13 protein-coding genes are annotated in these 16,358 nt (G+C 46.4%); 5 read left to right on the plus strand and 8 right to left on the minus strand.

What is annotated here, in order from left to right; all coding sequences use genetic code 11:
* Window positions 1-6 precede the first annotated feature (6 nt).
* From BN35_RS01420 to hutI, 3 genes are all read left to right on the plus strand, one after another.
* On the plus strand, window positions 7-2,004 hold the full coding sequence (locus tag BN35_RS01420) for a urocanate hydratase (RefSeq protein ID WP_028900727.1): 1,998 nt from the start codon (window positions 7-9) through the stop codon (window positions 2,002-2,004).
* Window positions 2,005-2,086: 82 nt separating this feature from the next.
* Window positions 2,087-3,562, plus strand: coding sequence for a histidine ammonia-lyase (gene hutH / locus BN35_RS01425; protein WP_028900726.1), 1,476 nt, complete (start codon window positions 2,087-2,089; stop codon window positions 3,560-3,562).
* Window positions 3,563-3,620: 58 nt separating this feature from the next.
* Complete coding sequence (gene hutI, locus BN35_RS01430; protein WP_025071807.1) at window positions 3,621-4,883, plus strand: imidazolonepropionase; 1,263 nt, start codon at window positions 3,621-3,623, stop codon at window positions 4,881-4,883.
* A 120-nt stretch (window positions 4,884-5,003) separates the two neighbouring features.
* On the opposite strand, the gene BN35_RS01435 is transcribed toward hutI, so the two are convergent.
* The 8 genes from BN35_RS01435 to BN35_RS01470 form a co-directional block, all read right to left on the minus strand.
* A complete protein-coding gene (locus BN35_RS01435) occupies window positions 5,004-7,007 on the minus strand; it encodes a fructose-bisphosphatase class III (RefSeq protein ID WP_028900725.1) in 2,004 nt (667 codons plus the stop codon).
* A complete protein-coding gene (locus BN35_RS01440) occupies window positions 7,008-7,844 on the minus strand; it encodes a glycosyltransferase family protein (protein WP_025071806.1) in 837 nt (278 codons plus the stop codon).
* Window positions 7,845-7,846: 2 nt separating this feature from the next.
* Window positions 7,847-9,079, minus strand: a complete 1,233-nt coding sequence (locus BN35_RS01445) for a glycosyltransferase (RefSeq protein ID WP_028900724.1) — start codon at window positions 9,077-9,079, stop codon at window positions 7,847-7,849.
* A 1-nt stretch (window position 9,080) separates the two neighbouring features.
* A complete protein-coding gene (gene lysA / locus BN35_RS01450) occupies window positions 9,081-10,259 on the minus strand; it encodes a diaminopimelate decarboxylase (protein WP_044071071.1) in 1,179 nt (392 codons plus the stop codon).
* A gap of 14 nt (window positions 10,260-10,273) precedes the next feature.
* On the minus strand, window positions 10,274-11,605 hold the full coding sequence (locus tag BN35_RS01455) for an aspartate kinase (RefSeq protein WP_025071803.1): 1,332 nt from the start codon (window positions 11,603-11,605) through the stop codon (window positions 10,274-10,276).
* Window positions 11,606-11,669: 64 nt separating this feature from the next.
* A complete protein-coding gene (locus BN35_RS01460; RefSeq protein WP_025071802.1) occupies window positions 11,670-12,407 on the minus strand; it encodes a cell division ATP-binding protein FtsE in 738 nt (245 codons plus the stop codon).
* 266 nt (window positions 12,408-12,673) lie between these two features.
* Window positions 12,674-13,204, minus strand: a complete 531-nt coding sequence (locus BN35_RS01465) for an FHA domain-containing protein (RefSeq protein ID WP_025071801.1) — start codon at window positions 13,202-13,204, stop codon at window positions 12,674-12,676.
* 11 nt (window positions 13,205-13,215) lie between these two features.
* Window positions 13,216-14,328 (minus strand): HU domain-containing protein, encoded by a 1,113-nt coding sequence (locus BN35_RS01470; protein ID WP_025071800.1) that lies wholly within the window; start codon window positions 14,326-14,328, stop codon window positions 13,216-13,218.
* A gap of 144 nt (window positions 14,329-14,472) precedes the next feature.
* On the opposite strand from BN35_RS01470, the gene rfbC reads away from it, so the two are divergent.
* Both rfbC and BN35_RS01480 read left to right on the plus strand, forming a co-directional pair.
* Window positions 14,473-15,027: a dTDP-4-dehydrorhamnose 3,5-epimerase gene (gene rfbC / locus BN35_RS01475; protein WP_028900723.1), complete on the plus strand. Its 555-nt coding sequence runs from the start codon at window positions 14,473-14,475 to the stop codon at window positions 15,025-15,027.
* Between the two features lie 11 nt (window positions 15,028-15,038).
* Window positions 15,039-15,878 (plus strand): DUF4738 domain-containing protein, encoded by an 840-nt coding sequence (locus tag BN35_RS01480; protein WP_025071799.1) that lies wholly within the window; start codon window positions 15,039-15,041, stop codon window positions 15,876-15,878.
* Window positions 15,879-16,358: the final 480 nt, after the last annotated feature.

Consider the following 16,358-nt stretch of genomic DNA (forward strand, 5'->3'; position numbering starts at 1 on the left):
AAGAAAATGACGCACGAAGAATTCATGGCGGACATTCGGGCAGGTATTCCTAACACCTTACCCGATCCACAACCGTATGACCATACGGTGAACCATGCACCTAAGAGAAAAGACATTCTTACACCAGAAGAAAAGAAGTTGGCATTGCGCAACGCATTGCGTTACTTCCCAAAGAAGTTTCATGCCACCTTGGCACCAGAGTTTTTGGACGAGTTGAAGACTTATGGACGTATCTATATGTATCGCTTCCGTCCTACGTATGATATGCACGCTCGTCACATTGACGAATATCCACACAAATGCAAGCAGGCTGCCGCTATCATGATGATGATACAAAACAACTTGGATAGGGCAGTAGCGCAACATCCGCACGAACTGATTACCTACGGAGGCAATGGTGCCGTGTTCCAAAACTGGGCGCAGTATCGACTTGTGATGAAGTATCTCAGCGAGATGACAGACGAGCAAACATTGGTGATGTACTCTGGTCATCCGCTTGGTTTGTTCCCTTCGCATAAGGATGCACCACGGGTGGTGGTGACGAACGGTATGGTGATTCCTAATTACTCTAAGCAGGACGATTGGGAGAGAGACAATGCACTCGGTGTGAGTCAGTACGGACAGATGACCGCAGGCTCGTATATGTATATTGGTCCACAAGGAATTGTGCATGGCACTACCATTACTGTGCTCAATGCGGCACGCAAGGTAGGTGGCGACAACATGAAACTGTTTGTCACAGCAGGGCTTGGTGGTATGTCGGGCGCACAGCCAAAGGCTGGCAACATTGCTGGCGTGGTGAGTGTGACTGCTGAAATCAACCCCTTGGCTGCTAACAAACGTTACGAACAAGGATGGGTAGATGAGCTACACGACAACCTTGACGAACTGATACCTGCGATCCGAAAAGCGGTCGAAGAGAAGCGTGTGGTGTCCATGGCGTATGTGGGTAACATCGTTGACCTGTGGGAACGCCTTGCCGAAGAGAATATCCGTGTGGACTTGGGTAGTGACCAAACCTCTTTGCACAACCCTTGGGCAGGTGGTTATTATCCTGTGGGCATGAGTTTGGAGGAGTCTAATCGCATGATGGCAGAAGCTCCCGAGCAGTTCAAGGAAAAGGTTCGGGAGTCATTGCGCCGTCAAGTAGACGCTATCAACAAGCTCACCGCAAAGGGAATGTACTTCTTCGATTACGGAAATGCCTTCCTCTTGGAGGCAAGTCGTGCAGGTGCTGACATCCTTCGCAAGGACGGTAAGTTCCGTTATCCTTCGTATGTGCAGGATATCATGGGACCGATGTTCTTCGATTATGGTTTCGGTCCATTCCGTTGGGTATGCTCATCGTGCGACCCGAAGGATTTGGAGGTGACCGACCGCTTAGCAACTGAGGTGCTGGAAGAAATGAGGAAAACTGCCACAAAAGATATTATCGGTCAGTTGGATGACAACATCCACTGGATTAAGGAAGCTGGCAAGAACCACTTGGTTGTAGGCTCTCAGGCTCGCATCCTCTATGCAGACAGTGTGGGCAGAACCAAGATAGCGTTGGCATTCAACGAGGCAGTGCGCAAAGGCGAAATCAGTCAGCCCGTTGTCCTTGGTCGTGATCATCACGATGTCTCGGGCACGGACTCTCCTTTCCGTGAAACCAGTAATATCTACGACGGTTCGCAATTCTGTGCCGACATGGCAATACAAAATGTCATCGGCGATGCTTTCCGTGGTGCCACATGGGTGTCTATTCACAACGGTGGCGGTGTAGGCTGGGGCGAAGTGATCAATGGAGGCTTCGGTATGGTGGTCGATGGCAGCGAAGATGCAAATCGCCACATCCGTGAGATGCTTCTGTGGGATGTCAACAACGGTATCGCACGCCGCAGCTGGGCTCGCAACAAGGGCTCTATCGATGCCATTAAACGAGAAATGGAACGCACTCCCGGCTTGAAGGTAACCTTACCCAACTTCGTGGATGATAGCGAAATAGAGAAACTTAACTTCTAAATCAACGTCAAGTCGCAATGCTTCACGTCAAACACTTCTTTGAGCGAGAGGCGTTGCGACTTGGTACATTAACAATCACACTATGAAACACAAAATTAGCGCAGCACACCTCACGATTGAGGAGGTGGGAGCGATTTTAGAAAACCATGCTACTTTAGAATTATCTGATGACGCACGTCAACGAATTGTGCGCTGTCGCAAATATTTAGACAAGAAAATTGCCGAGTCGGACGTTCCTATCTATGGCGTTACCACAGGCTTCGGTTCATTGTGCAACGTGTCGGTAGACAAAGACAGATTAGCTCAGTTGCAAGTAAACCTCATCATGTCACACGCTTGTGGCGTGGGCAGCAGGGTGCCAAATGACATTGTAAAGATTATGCTCTTCCTCAAAGCACAGTCTTTGAGTTATGGCTATTCTGGCTGTCAGGTAGAGACAGTTGAGCGATTGATCGACTTCTTCAACAATGATATTTATCCCGTGGTTTATACGCAAGGCTCGCTGGGTGCATCGGGCGACCTCGTTCCGTTGGCTCACCTTTGCTTGCCACTGTTAGGAATGGGCGAGGTAGAGTATAAAGGTGAACGAATGAGCGGCAAGGCGTTATTGCAAAAGATGAACTGGGAACCTATACAGTTGGCTTCCAAAGAAGGACTTGCCCTGCTCAACGGTACGCAGAACATGAACGCTTATGCCGTTTGGGCAGTGTTGCAGAGCGAGCGTCTCTGTGATTGGGCAGACAAGATTGGCGTAATGTCATTGGAAGCCTACGACGGACGTATCGAACCATTCACGCATGCCGTGCATGCTGTCCGTCCACACAAGGGACAGATAGACACCGCTGCACATATTCGAGAGCTGTTAGAGGGCAGTGAACTCATCAAGCAACCTAAGGTGAATGTGCAAGATCCCTATTCATTCCGTTGTATGCCACAGGTGCATGGCGCATCGAAAGACACGTTGGCTTATGTGCGATCGGTCATTGAAATAGAGTTGAATGCGGCAACCGACAACCCTACTGTTTGTCCTGACGACGATTTGGTGATTTCTGCAGGCAACTTCCATGGCGAACCTATCGCCCAACCTATGGACTTTTTGGCAATTGCCCTGTGCGAATTGAGCAACATCTCCGAGCGACGAATCTATAAGTTGATTTCGGGTACGCGCAATCTGCCCAGCTTCTTGGTGGCAAAGCCCGGTCTTAACAGTGGGTTCATGATACCCCAATATGCCGCTGCTTCTATTGTCAGTCAAAGCAAGATGTACTGCACGCCAGCCTCGGTCGACAGCATTCCGTCATCGCAGGGGCAGGAAGACCATGTAAGTATGGGTGCCAATGCAGCCACGAAGTTGTATCAGGTAGTGCTCAACACCGAGCGAGTGCTGGCTATTGAGCTGTTCAATGCAGCCCAAGCACTCGAGTTCCGTCGCCCATTGAAGTCGTCGCCAGCCATTGAGGCTATCTATGCGGCTTATCGCAAAGTGGTACCATTCATCGAAAACGATGAGTTTATGTCGCCACACATTGCGCAATCGGTAGAATTTTTAAGGAAATAAATCATCAATCCCACTCTCTTCGGACAGGAGGAGTGGGATTTTCATTTTGTTACATGATATGAAACTTTTAGTAACCAACATCGCTTTTCTGGCAGGCATCCAACCCACGGACAAGCTACGACTGGAGGGTAAGGAGATGGCTCGGCTCGAAACGATAGCGAATGCCTTTCTCTATGTCGAGGACGGGCGCATCCATTCGTATGGTGCCATGAGCGATTTAGCGAAATGCAACCTTCCTTCTGATGTACAGCAGATAGATGCCAAAGGCGGAAGTGTGCTGCCCTCGTGGTGCGATTCGCACACACACATTGTCTTTGCAGGGAGTCGTGAGCAGGAGTTTGTGGACAAGATACGTGGCTTGAGCTATGCCGAAATCGCCAAACGCGGCGGTGGCATCCTCAATTCTGCCGACAAGTTGCACGACATGTCCGAAGACGAACTGTACCAACAGGCGATGCGTCGTGTAGACGAAGTCATCCGAAAGGGAACGGGGTGCATAGAAATCAAGAGTGGATACGGTTTGAACACCGCTGACGAACTGAAGATGTTGCGCGTCATCAAGCGCATCAAAGAGACGACACCGCTCAAGGTGGTTGCCACTTTTTTGGGTGCGCATGCCGTTTCGCGCGAATATGCAGGCAGACAAAGTGAATATGTCGACTTGGTAATCCGTGAGATGATTCCCGCTGTAGCCAAAGAAAACTTGGCAGAATACATTGATGTGTTCTGCGATACGGGCTTCTTTACGCCCGAAGAAACCGCACGTATTCTTGAAGCTGGGGCAAAATATGGCATGCGAGGCAAGATACATGCCGACGAGTTGGCGTCCTCTGGTGGGGTAGAGGTAGGAGTTAGACACAATGCCCTATCGGTAGACCATCTCGAGAGTATGACCGCAGAAACGATAGAGACACTACGTGGCAGCGAAACCATGCCAACCGCTCTTCCCGGTACATCGTTCTTCCTGAACATGCCTTTTGCCTTGGGGCGCAAAGTCATTGACGAAGGGTTGCCTTTAGCGGTGGCAAGCGACTACAATCCGGGGTCGACACCATCGGGAGACATGAAGTTCGTCATTTCGTTGGCGTGCATCAAGATGCGTCTCTTACCAGCCGAAGCGATCAATGCTGGTACCATGAACAGTGCATACGCCATGGGATTGAGCAAGGATTACGGTTCTATCACGAAGGGAAAGGTTGCCAATTTTTACATCACGAAGCCTATCCCATCGATTGACTTTATTCCTTATGCTTACACCACGCCAATTGTGGACAGGATATTTTTGCGGGGCGAGGAGTACATTCCACAAACAGAGTTGTAGAAAACAGGCAGATGTTCTGGATTCAAACCAGTTCGTTTACTTTCTTCTCCGTTCCCCTTTCTTGACGAAAAAACGCTCAATCTTATTGTTGTTGAGCGTTTTTTCGTGTGTAGGATTGTATTATTTTCGCATTTGACGATCTCTCTCTTTCAACACACCATGGCGATAAGCATCGAGCAGAGCTTCCAAGTCCTTGATTTGTTGTTTGAGTTCTGCACCTTTGTCCGTGTCTGCCACCAGCATGCGGTGTGCACTCATCTCAACAATTTGCGTCGTTCCGATGATGTCTGTGCCTTGCAAAATAGCATCCTCGGTGTTGGTAAAAGGCTCATGCTGCACCAATTGGAAACCTCTACTATGGTACACCAAGGTGTAGCCAGCAATACCAGTCTCTTTGTGGTAGGCTTGTGAGAAGCCTCCGTCAATCACCATGAGCTTTCCATTGGCTTTGATAGGATTCTCGCCATTCATCACATGAACGGGTACATGACCGTTGATGATGTGTCGATTGGGGTCTTTTACGTCGAAGGCATCCAAGATTTGGTCCACTATTGCTTCTTGATTACGCAGTTTGAAGTAGTTTCCCTTCTCTTCATGGTGCGTCTCTTTGTCGGCAATGAAATATCGTTCGAAGGTAGACATCTTCGACTTGTTGAACAAAGGACTATCGGGACCACACCACAGGTAGAGGAAATAGTCGATGGCATATTGGTGTTCATCGTTAGGAGCGTCATGTTGGAAGGCGGTACGTATCATCATGCCCGTCTGGTGCATCAATTGTCTTCCCACATATTTACGTCCGGGATAAATCTCTACTTCTTTCAATGTGCCGTCCTCGTTGAGTGGGATAGAGGCATGAAACAGCAAGTTGCCGTTAAAGATGGCGTACATACACCCATGTTGTAAAAGCAATCGCATGTGCTTGTGCAGTTTCTCGCTGACCATGAACGAATGGTGAAGTCGTTGCATCAGTTCCTTTTCTTCGGGCGTCAATTCGTTGGGATGATTAGGATCTACTGTGGGGAAATAATGATCGTGAAGCTCATATTCTTTTCCGTCCAATGTGATAGTACCCTTCTCATAGTTCACAAAGTTGAAGAGTGCTCTGTTTTGCATCTTCCACTCGGGATGACGTTCATAGAGTTGTGCCTCTTCTTTGAACTGAATAATCGCAATTGCCTTGTGCATGAGTGCTGTGAGGCGCAGCGTCTTCTCTGCAACTTCTTTGGAACCCCCACTGAGTTTGGGATAAAAAGCCTCGCAAGGGTCGTCTCCATAGGTCTCCATGGCAAAGGTAGCTAATGGCACTAAGTTGATACCATACCCCTCTTCCAAGGTGGTGAGGTTGGCATATCGCAGCGACAAGCGGATGACATTGCAGATACACGCATTATTTCCTGCACATGCCCCCATCCATAGCACGTCATGGTTTCCCCACTGAATGTCCCAACTGTGATAGTGTTCCATGGTGTCCATGATGATGTGTGCACCCGGTCCACGGTCGTACACATCGCCCAAGATGTGCAGTTGGTCTATCACTAATCGTTGAATGACGTGTGCCAAGGCAATGATAAAGTCATCGGCACGTCCAGTAGAGATAATGGTTTCAATGATAACGTTGTAATAAGCCACCTTATTCGTAACGCCAGCATTTTCGTGCAAGAGCTCTTGAATGATGTAACTGAAATCTTTGGGCAGTGCTTTTCGCACTTTCGAGCGCGTATATTTACTGGACACATCACGACACACCATTACCAACTGGTGCAGGGTAATGTGATACCAATCGTAAATATCCTGTTCGGCAGCCTTGACCAATTGCAGTTTCTGTTCGGGGTAATAAATCAGTGTGCATAACTCTCGCTTCTCACTCTCTCGCAAGGTATTGCCAAAGAGTTCGCTCACTTTGCGCTTGATATTGCCAGATGCATTCTTTAACACATGCTGAAAAGCCTCGTTCTCACCATGAATGTCTGCCAAAAAGTGTTCCGTTCCCTTGGGTAGATGCAGAATTGCTTGCAAGTTAATGATTTCGGTACTTGCATCGGCGATTGTGGGAAACGACTGTGACAGTAATTCTAAATATCTTAAATCTTGTAGAGTAGGGTGCTTGTATTCCATTTCCATTTATTTTATCGTATTCTGTTCTGTTGTGTTGACGGCTTCTCTTAGCCTTTTGGTGTGTTTGTCATCAAGGGGATTTAATGGCATGAACCCTTCTGTTATTTGTTTGTCTTCTTCAAGTAGCTGAAGGATGCGAGCAGCAAACTTTTCTTCGTGCAGTGTTATGAGCATTTGAACAAGCATATCCTCATCGTAGTCAACTGTCATTAGCGAGGTGGCTAATTGTGCCAATGCCGCTTTTGAAATATTACGGCGGTGGTACTGATACCTGAGATATAATACTTGTGTGCAAAATTCTTTTTCCAATGGGGCGTCTTCTTCGATGATGGTCATCTTCTTGGCAATCACTTGCCGCATCCTTTGGTCGTGTTCAAGGATAGTCTGTTCGTAGAGTGTTACCAACTGGTCAAGGCAATCTTGCGGTGTGATAGTGGCGGTGAGGATGGGGTTGGGAATCAATGCCACGCGGTCGTTCCATTGCCTTTGCTGGATGCTTCTTCGCTCATTTTCTCCCCATACCAATACGGTGGTGGCTTTCTTTGTCGCTTTTTTTTGTGCAAGTAGCTTTGTGGGACTCAGTCGAACTTCTTGTTGATGAAACCACCAAGGTGCCAGTTCACCCAAAGAAGAATAGACTGTGGGTATCAGTCGTCGGTGTGCCTGCGTGATGCGCTTCGAAGTTTGGGCGTTCCATGCGCCAAAGACATGAATCAGTTGTGGAAACTGTGTGGACAGCGTCATGTCACTGCGTGCAGCAAGTCCCTCTTCGAGCAATGTAACATATTGCTGATAAAGCGGCTGTTTGGCAACATTGGGTGGAAGATACAACTCGATATTCATGTTTACAGTTTATGACTGGTGAAATCGTAAACATCGGCTTTGCGAAATCTTTGCCTAAACAGAAGGTTACGCCATACGATAGTAGGTTCGTAACACAGTACTTGCCATGTAGACAAGTGGGGCATAAAGAATTTCAAAGGCTTTGTGATGACCCACATTCTCATGCCTATCGTGCAGAGTAGAGCGATGGCAGCGGTCACGATGAGCATCCAGTTGGCTTCGCTAATGGCAATCCCTAACACGATGAACGTCACGAGATAAGAGAGATAAAGCATCACCTGATCGACCTTATATATAAGGTGTAAGCGGAAGGAGCGTTGGAGTAATGGGCGAGAGGCAAGTTCGAAGAGCAGCTGGTTGCGCCGTTTCTTTTTTGTAGGAATGTCCTCTATCATCCATGAGGCAGGTTCTATGCAGACAGTGTTGGCTTGGGGAGCGGCAAACTTGTTGACGATGAAGTCGTATTCCCCCCGCAACAATTGCAGGTTGCCTCGATAACCGTCTTGGGCAATGAACCCACTCTTGCGGAACATGAGGTTGCACGAGTTGGTGCGATAGGCGATGCTGCGATGCGCCTGGTGCAGTAAATATAAATCCGAGTACCACCTTTCCAGCTGATAAAGGGTGGGGGCGGCAGGCTCATACTGGCTATATCCCATGACCAATTGTGCCTCTTGGGTGCAGTGGCGAGACATCTCAAGCAACCAAGTGCTACTGGCTGGCTGGCAATCTGCCTCTGTTAAGAGTATCCATTCATGCTTAGCAGCCTTGACACCCAACGTAATGGCAAGTTTTTTGCGACTCATATACCGAGAAGAAGTGGGGACAAAGGTAGCGTAGAGATGTGGGTTATTGGCAAAACGCTTCAGCACCATCTCGGTTTCGTGGTCGCCTTGTTCTGCCACAACCACCACCTCGAAGGCACCTTCGTATTCTTGTTCCAAGAGTGCAGGCAGATGCTTCGCCAACTCTTTTGCCTGTTCATGAACCGTCACTAAGACGGTGATGTTCGGTGGTTCTGTCGTTTGTATGTCGTTGGCTGTGTTGTCATTATGCTGAGACAAGGCAACATCCTCTGCCGTCTCTACGATTTCCTCCTCGTCAGACACCTCTTCTGTCGTGATGAGTCGACGAAGATCACGGCGAAAACGGAAATACGGACTGCAAAGCGGTGCTATCAAGGCCAGCAATAGCACGAGGATGCTAATGATGAGGGTTGTTTCGTTGATAATCATGTTATATTTTTCTTTCCTCTGATGAAAAATCATTGCTTAAATATCCCTGAACTAAAGGCCTGCCATTGTACTGACTTGCCATACTTTCACCGTAGGCTCCTGCCGACCGAATGGCTAAGATATCGCCTCTGTGACAGGAGGGTAGAAGTACACCTTGTGCCATGACATCGCTCGATTCACAGATAGGACCTACCACATCATAGGTGTCCAGCGCTCCTTGAGACGACCTGTTTTCTATTTTGTGATGAGCTTGATAGAGTGCAGGACGTAACAGTTCGGTCATTCCAGCATCTATGATGCAAAACTTTTTGTGTTCTCCTTCCTTGATATAGAGCACTTTGCTTATCAAACTCCCACATTGGGCAACAACCGATCGTCCTAATTCAAAGTGAATGGTTTGCTCTTTTGTGTAGTGTAAATGTTGGGCAAAGGTGTCAAAATAGGCTTGGAAATCAGGGATGGCGCAACCATCAGGGTCGTCATAGTTCACACCGAGTCCGCCTCCCACATTGATGTAACGCAAATGAATGTCGTGTTGGTTTAACTCTGTTTGCAGCTCATTGATGCGTTGACACTCAGACACAAAGTCGCTCATATCTGTGATTTGGGAACCAATATGAAAGTGAAGACCTATGAGTGTGATGTGTTTGAGCCGAGAGCAGGCTTCTATGGCTGTGTTCATCTGTGTCAATGGAATGCCAAACTTGTTTTCTGACAGTCCTGTGGTGATGTGAGCGTGGGTATGAGCACCCACATTGGGATTGATGCGCAATGCCACACGTGCTACTTGTTGTTCTTGAGTAGCCAGCACGTTGATAACTTCTAACTCTTCCAAGCTCTCTACATGAATGCAAAAAATGTGCTGTTGAAGTGCTAATCTGATTTCTTCATCTCGTTTTCCCACCACAGCAAACACAATCTTATTGGCAGGAAAGCCTGCCTTCAAGGCTGCTGCAATCTCTCCACCACTTACACAGTCGGCACCAAACCCCGCCTGACTTATCTGTTGAAGTAGTTGGGGATGCGCATTGGCTTTCAAGGCATAATGCACTTCAAAGTGGGCATGCTTGTCCGTTTCACGCTTAATGGCATCCAGTGTGCGATGAAGCAACTGGGTGTCGTAATAATAATAAGGTGTCTGCTTGGTGCTTAAGCAGGCTGCAGAAGGTAATGCGTTCATGTTGTGCCAGTCTTCTATTCAACTTCTTGGTGATGAAAGAGCATGTCACTGAGACTTTGTAGTGCTTTTTTCTTGTCACTGGCTTTTACAAGGAACGAGATGTTATAATTGCTACCTCCATAAGATATCATGCGCACAGGGATGTGTCGCATGGCATCTAATGCTAAGGTCTCGAACCCCACGTTACTCCAAGCTAAGTCGCCCACTACACAGATGATGCACATGTCTCTGTCAACAGTGACCGTACCGAACTTCATCAGGTCATTAACAATTTCATCCAAGTGGCTGTCGTCGTCAATACTCATGGACACGCCCACCTCGCTGGTAGCAATCATGTCAATAGGCGTTTGATAACTTTCAAAGATTTCGAATACCTTTCTCAAGAAACCAGTGGCTAATAACATTCTCGACGATTTTATTTTAATGGCGACAATGTTGTCTTTAGCTGCCACCGCCTTGATCTCCCCTTGTTTGATAGTGTTGTTAATGAGGGTTCCGTCAGCATCGGGTTCTAAGGTATTTTTCAACCGTACGGGTATTCCTGCATATTTGGCAGGCTGCACACAAGTCGGGTGTAGTATCTTGGCACCAAAGTATGCCAACTCTGCAGCCTCCTCAAAGTTGAGCTGTTCTACTGCTTCGGTGTCGTCTACCACGCGAGGGTCGTTGTTGTGCATGCCATCAATGTCGGTCCAAATCACGATTTCTTCTGCTGGTAGTGCCGCTCCTATCAGTGAAGCGGTATAATCAGAACCGCCCCGAAGCAGGTTATCAACCTCTCCATAGGCGTTGCGACAAATGAATCCTTGGGTCAAGTAGATTTGTTGCCCTGGGTTGGCAGCCATTTGTTCGGCAAGTTTTTCCTTGATATATGGTAGATTGGGCTCCCCATTCTTATCCGTTCTCATAAAGTCGAGTGCCGACAACAGAACGGCTTTTATCCCTTGTTCTTGCAGATAATTCACCATCATCGTGGTACTGATGATTTCGCCTTGCGCAACAATACACTTCTCTTCAAACGAGGTAAACAAGTCTTTGGTAAACAATCGGAGATAGTTAAACTCTTCTGCCAAGAACTGTTGCGTTTTCTGTTTATACGTTTCCGTGCTGTACAGCTCCTCGATATGCTCAAGATATTTTCTTTCCAAGGCGTTGATGACTTCGTTTGCGCCTTCTGGATTCTTTTTATATAAATAGTCTGCTATTTCAATCAGAGTGTTCGTCGTACCTGACATGGCAGAGAGAACCACAAAAGTGGGTTGTCCTGAAGTGGTAATCAGCGTTGCCACATTCTTTATTCTTGTTGGTGAGCCTACGGAAGTGCCACCGAATTTCATTACTTTCATACGTGATAACTGTTTACCTGAGTTCATGTAAAATGTGAATAAGCTACTGCTGTGTGCGAAGCGGTTATGCCTCTTGACTTTCTTGCGTGTCCTGCAAGGCGTCTACTTTCAAGTCGGATTTGTTGTAAGAACTGGTAATATCTTCAAGAAGTCCGTCTTTCGCACGATATACAATGCCAGGATATTGATCTAACAAGGGGATGTTATGCGTCGACATCACAACGGCAGTGCCCGTTAGGGTAATCTCTTTCAGCAGTTTCACAATGTTGTGTGCGGTCTCTGGGTCAAGATTGCCCGTGGGTTCATCTGCGACAATCATCTTGGGATGATTCAGGAGTGCCCTTGCAATCGCAATTCGCTGTTGCTCTCCGCCTGAAAGTTCATGGGGCATCTTATATTTTTTCTCCGTCATCTCAACGGCTGAGAGCACCTCGTCTATACGGGCATCAATCTCTTTCTTATCTTTCCACCCTGTGGCTTTGAGTACAAATTTCAAATTTATATAGATGTTTTTGTCGTGCAACAGCTGAAAATCTTGGAAGATAATTCCCATTTCGCGTCGCAATCCGGGTACTTGTTTTCGTTTGATATGCGTGAGATCACGCCCTAATACTTCCGCTTTAGTTCCCTCTTCTGTCTGGATATCCAACTCACAATAGATGGTTTTCAGCAGTGAACTTTTGCCAGAACCAACTTTTCCGATAAGGTAGATGAATTCACCTTCCTCAACTTGAAAATCTACATCTTTCAGTACTAACGTGTCAGCCTGATATATTTGTACCTTTTGATAGTCTACTAACATGGTCGATAGTCTTCTTTTTTATTATTGAATCGTCATTCTCTCTTCCTCAAGAGCCGAATGTTTCACTCATGCAAAGATACTAAATTCTTTCGAATAGTCAGCCATCTTGGCACTGATAAATATGAATTGCAAAGTCAGGTATTTCCTGTTTTGGGGATAAAGCGGTGGGTGAGGGCAGTCAAAAGAGCAAAATGAGAAGGTGGTATGAGTGCCTATCCCTCTTTAGGAGTGGTAGTTATGCAGGTTAGCTGTACCAAAAAAGTTGTTTATTCTTGTTCTTCGCGAGGTGTGCGAAGAATTAAGCTTGTTGCTCCGATAGTAAAAAGAGTGCCATCGTAGATGATGCGACGCTCACGATCGCCCAGAATTTCGTTGTGTACAAAGGTGCCAGTGAAGCTGGGACCATCGCTCAGCTCATATTTCAAACCGCCTCGTTTGTTTTTCGACACCTGAATGCGGCAATGCGTCATGTCAACGCTGGGGTCGGTGGTTTCGATGGGGCAATTGATATCATTGCCTTTCTGATAACGTCCTATGACGTTGATGCCCAATTGGAGGGGAATGACTTGTTTATAATGAAATACATTCTCTATCACCACCAGCTCTCCATAGTTGACTGCTGCTTGTTCATCGGGAGTTTCGTCTTGTTGTTTGTCCTTTTGTTTGGACACACCTAACTTGATACCAAACTGTTTGTTGCAGGCTGGACATTGGAAAACCAACGATTGCCCATCGGTATATTTGGTTTCATCAAAGGTAAGATAATAGTCACATTTCGGACATCGAACTCTCTTCACGGTCAGTATTTCTATCGGGTTGCGGTTGGGTGCTTGATTTTCATGACCCATCCTTCTGTAAATGCGGGTTTGTGGCGCAAGCTGTTCAATGCTTGGTAGGCAGCTTGTTCGGTGGCATAGTGCCCAAAAATTACTCGGGTGGTCTTGGCTTTAGTGTACACCTCAGCTTCTTTGACTCCTTGCTTCTGCAGCTCTTCCACGTAGGTCGTGGCGTTGCGAATGGTCACTCTGCTTGCCAAGACAATGGTATAGAAAGGTTCTGCCTTCTCTTCTGCCGTTGCCTGTTTTGCAGTTGTGGATGCAGCCGTTTGCGGTTGCTCTGCTTTTGCCACCTCTTCAGCTTTTTGTTTTGCAGGCTGTGTTTCTGTTTGAGCATTCCCCGTGGTTACGTCTTTCGGCATAATGCGATAAAGCAGACGGGTGTTAATCTTCCCAAACATATCGGCTGTATTTCCTGCATCATGGAGTGTGGCAGGGAATAAGAAGAAAGCCAAGACTGCCAAACATGCCGCAGCCAGATTGCGCAGCACACTCACTTTTATTTCAATGGTGCGACCGGGGCGAACCTCTGCTACTTCTGTATCAGTTTGAGCCTCTTCTTCGGTCTCGGCAGGTAGCACAGGATGGGTCTGAATGGGCACATTCTTTGGATTGGTAGACGCCTCCAACTGAGGCGCAGGGGCGGTTGTGCGAGGTTGAACACGTCTTAGCGGCGTGATGTCTACCGTGCTTAGTCCGTAAAGTTCGGGCGTCAGGATGCCTGCCTCGCAGGGTTGAAACGTATAGCTTCCGTCATGATGATAGAAAATAGTACCAAGGTCGGACATTTCATAGGAGCCTTCGTTTGCCAAGTGTTGCTTTACTTCGCTCACCTCGCTATCGATACGTTGCAATGCCTCTGGATAGCTGATGTCGTAAACATCGACATACGACTGTGCCAATAACGAATCATTCAGGGTAAGTTGTGGATTAAATCCTATCGTCCGCAGTGGGGGATAGTACATTTCTTGCTCCTCATCATAGTGTGCCTCAACATGATGCGTCATGAATCCGCCAAAGTTGGGGACAATCACGCAATCATTGTTCAGCAGAAGAATCTCGATATGTCTTTCTAATTCAATCACGTTTGCAAATTTAGCTTATTTTTGCGAATATACCAATGAATTGTTTGAAAAAATAAACAACCTAAAAATTAAACCTGCATTTGCTTTGTCATTCTTTCAAATAATGTTATCTTTGCTTCAGATTATTTGTTTCAATACAATATGATGAAGTTTACAGAGACCCCTATTCAAGGGGTTTGGATTATAGAGCCAAAGGTATTTAACGATGCACGAGGCTATTTTTTTGAAGCTTGGAAACAAGCCGAATTCAACGCCCATATAGGAGAGGTCAACTTTATCCAAGACAACGAGTCTCAATCGAGTTATGGTGTGCTGCGCGGACTACATTATCAAAAAGGTGTCTATTCGCAAGCAAAACTCGTTCGAGTAATTCAAGGAAGCGTCTTGGATGTTGCTGTAGACCTCCGAAAGTCATCTCCTACTTTTGGGAAACATGTCGCTGTAGAGTTGAGTGCCGATAACAAACGGCAACTTTTCATACCTCGTGGGTTTGCCCATGGTTTCTTGGTGTTGAGCGAAGAAGCCATTTTTACATATAAGGTGGATAATGTGTATGCACCTCAGCACGAGACAGGCATTCGTTGGAACGATGAAGATTTGAACATTCAGTGGCCTTTGGATCCAGCTTGTTTTATCACCAGTGAGAAGGATTTGAATGCTTGCTCTTTCCGAGAGGCAGAAGTCTTTGAGGAAATTTAGGAGAATTGCTGATGATGACAATAAAGGACGTGACAGTGAAGAAGCTCAACCATAGAACATTACCCCTTTCTCTCTTTTTGTTTACCCTGCTCCTCGTATTGGGAAGTTGTGGCGCTGACAAGAAGAAAAACGTGCAAGATGCTATCCAAGAAGATGTGCAAGCAAAGAAACTGCTGCAAGGCATTTGGCTCAATGAAGACGAGGGGAGCGTGGTGTTCAAGGTACAGGGCGACACCATTTATTATCCTGACTCGACCAGTATTCCTGTGTACTTCAAAATAGTACAGGATTCGTTGATTTTACAAGGCAATGCTATCACGCAATATGCCATTGTAAAACAGGCACCCCATTTGTTTATATTCAAAAATCCGTATGGCGATGTGGTTCGATTGGTGAAGAGTGATGACCCCGAAGACCGCTATGCCTTTATGTCGAAGCAGCCTGTGGCTCTCAATCAGAACAGTTTGATTAAGCGTGATACCGTGGTGCATGCTGGCAATGAGCGATATCATCTGTACATACAGGTGAACCCCACCACCTATAAAATTATAAAAAACACCTATACCGATGAAGGGGTAGAAGTGGGGAACATCTACTACGACAACATTATCCACGTGAGTGTGTTCAATGGCGCCAACCGAATTTTTTCACGTGACTTTAGGAAACAGGATTTTAAGACGTTGATTCCGAGCGATTATTATAATCAGTGCATCTTGTCCGATTTTCTTTTTGACAAAATTACTGCCGATGGGGTGACCTATCGTGCTTATTTACCCATACCAGATTCTACGACCAGTTATGTTATCAAAGTGTTGATTTCGTTTACTGGAAAGTTTGAATTAAGCATCTAATCAATGCCTCGAAATTTTTTACGAGGCGTTTTTTAGATGCTTTCGCCAAACTTCACGCCTTTAATTTTCGTCTATTTTCCACGTCTTCACATTTGTGTTTCGTAAAGAAAAATGACAATTTTTGGCACTTTTATTATTCGGCAAATAGAATTGGAAAAGGCAATTTTCTGCTCGTGTTTGCACCATTTTGAGGCTAACTCCATACAATAGATGAGGAAGTATAAAGAGATAAGCCTCTTAACCCATTAAGGTAAGCCGTCTAACCCATGTGAAGAACAGGGTTGGAACGTCTCTTTTTAGTCCAAAACAGGGCTTAAAGTAATGAGATAAGTATCTTTTAAGGAGATTAGAATGCACGGTTGTGAGCGAAGCGCCTGACAGTCAGCGAATTACCAATATGCAAAATTCAGCCCATATTTGAGACCTGTCCATACTTTGCTCGAAAATAATCGAGTATTTAAGCACCTACTGTAAGAAAAA

Source organism: Hoylesella timonensis 4401737 = DSM 22865 = JCM 15640 (assembly GCF_000455445.1).
GTDB classification, from domain to species: domain Bacteria; phylum Bacteroidota; class Bacteroidia; order Bacteroidales; family Bacteroidaceae; genus Prevotella; species Prevotella timonensis.

What these genes read in the sequence shown, in the direction of transcription:
- BN35_RS01420 (WP_028900727.1), top strand. Translation starts at nt 7, where the DNA reads ATGACGCACGAAGAATTCATGGCGGACATTCGGGCAGGTATTCCTAAC.
- hutH (WP_028900726.1), top strand. Translation starts at nt 2,087, where the DNA reads ATGAAACACAAAATTAGCGCAGCACACCTCACGATTGAGGAGGTGGGA.
- hutI (WP_025071807.1), top strand. Translation starts at nt 3,621, where the DNA reads ATGAAACTTTTAGTAACCAACATCGCTTTTCTGGCAGGCATCCAACCC.
- BN35_RS01435 (WP_028900725.1), bottom strand. Translation starts at nt 7,007, where the DNA reads ATGGAAATGGAATACAAGCACCCTACTCTACAAGATTTAAGATATTTA.
- BN35_RS01440 (WP_025071806.1), bottom strand. Translation starts at nt 7,844, where the DNA reads ATGAATATCGAGTTGTATCTTCCACCCAATGTTGCCAAACAGCCGCTT.
- BN35_RS01445 (WP_028900724.1), bottom strand. Translation starts at nt 9,079, where the DNA reads ATGATTATCAACGAAACAACCCTCATCATTAGCATCCTCGTGCTATTG.
- lysA (WP_044071071.1), bottom strand. Translation starts at nt 10,259, where the DNA reads ATGAACGCATTACCTTCTGCAGCCTGCTTAAGCACCAAGCAGACACCT.
- BN35_RS01455 (WP_025071803.1), bottom strand. Translation starts at nt 11,605, where the DNA reads ATGAAAGTAATGAAATTCGGTGGCACTTCCGTAGGCTCACCAACAAGA.
- BN35_RS01460 (WP_025071802.1), bottom strand. Translation starts at nt 12,407, where the DNA reads ATGTTAGTAGACTATCAAAAGGTACAAATATATCAGGCTGACACGTTA.
- rfbC (WP_028900723.1), top strand. Translation starts at nt 14,473, where the DNA reads ATGAAGTTTACAGAGACCCCTATTCAAGGGGTTTGGATTATAGAGCCA.
- BN35_RS01480 (WP_025071799.1), top strand. Translation starts at nt 15,039, where the DNA reads ATGATGACAATAAAGGACGTGACAGTGAAGAAGCTCAACCATAGAACA.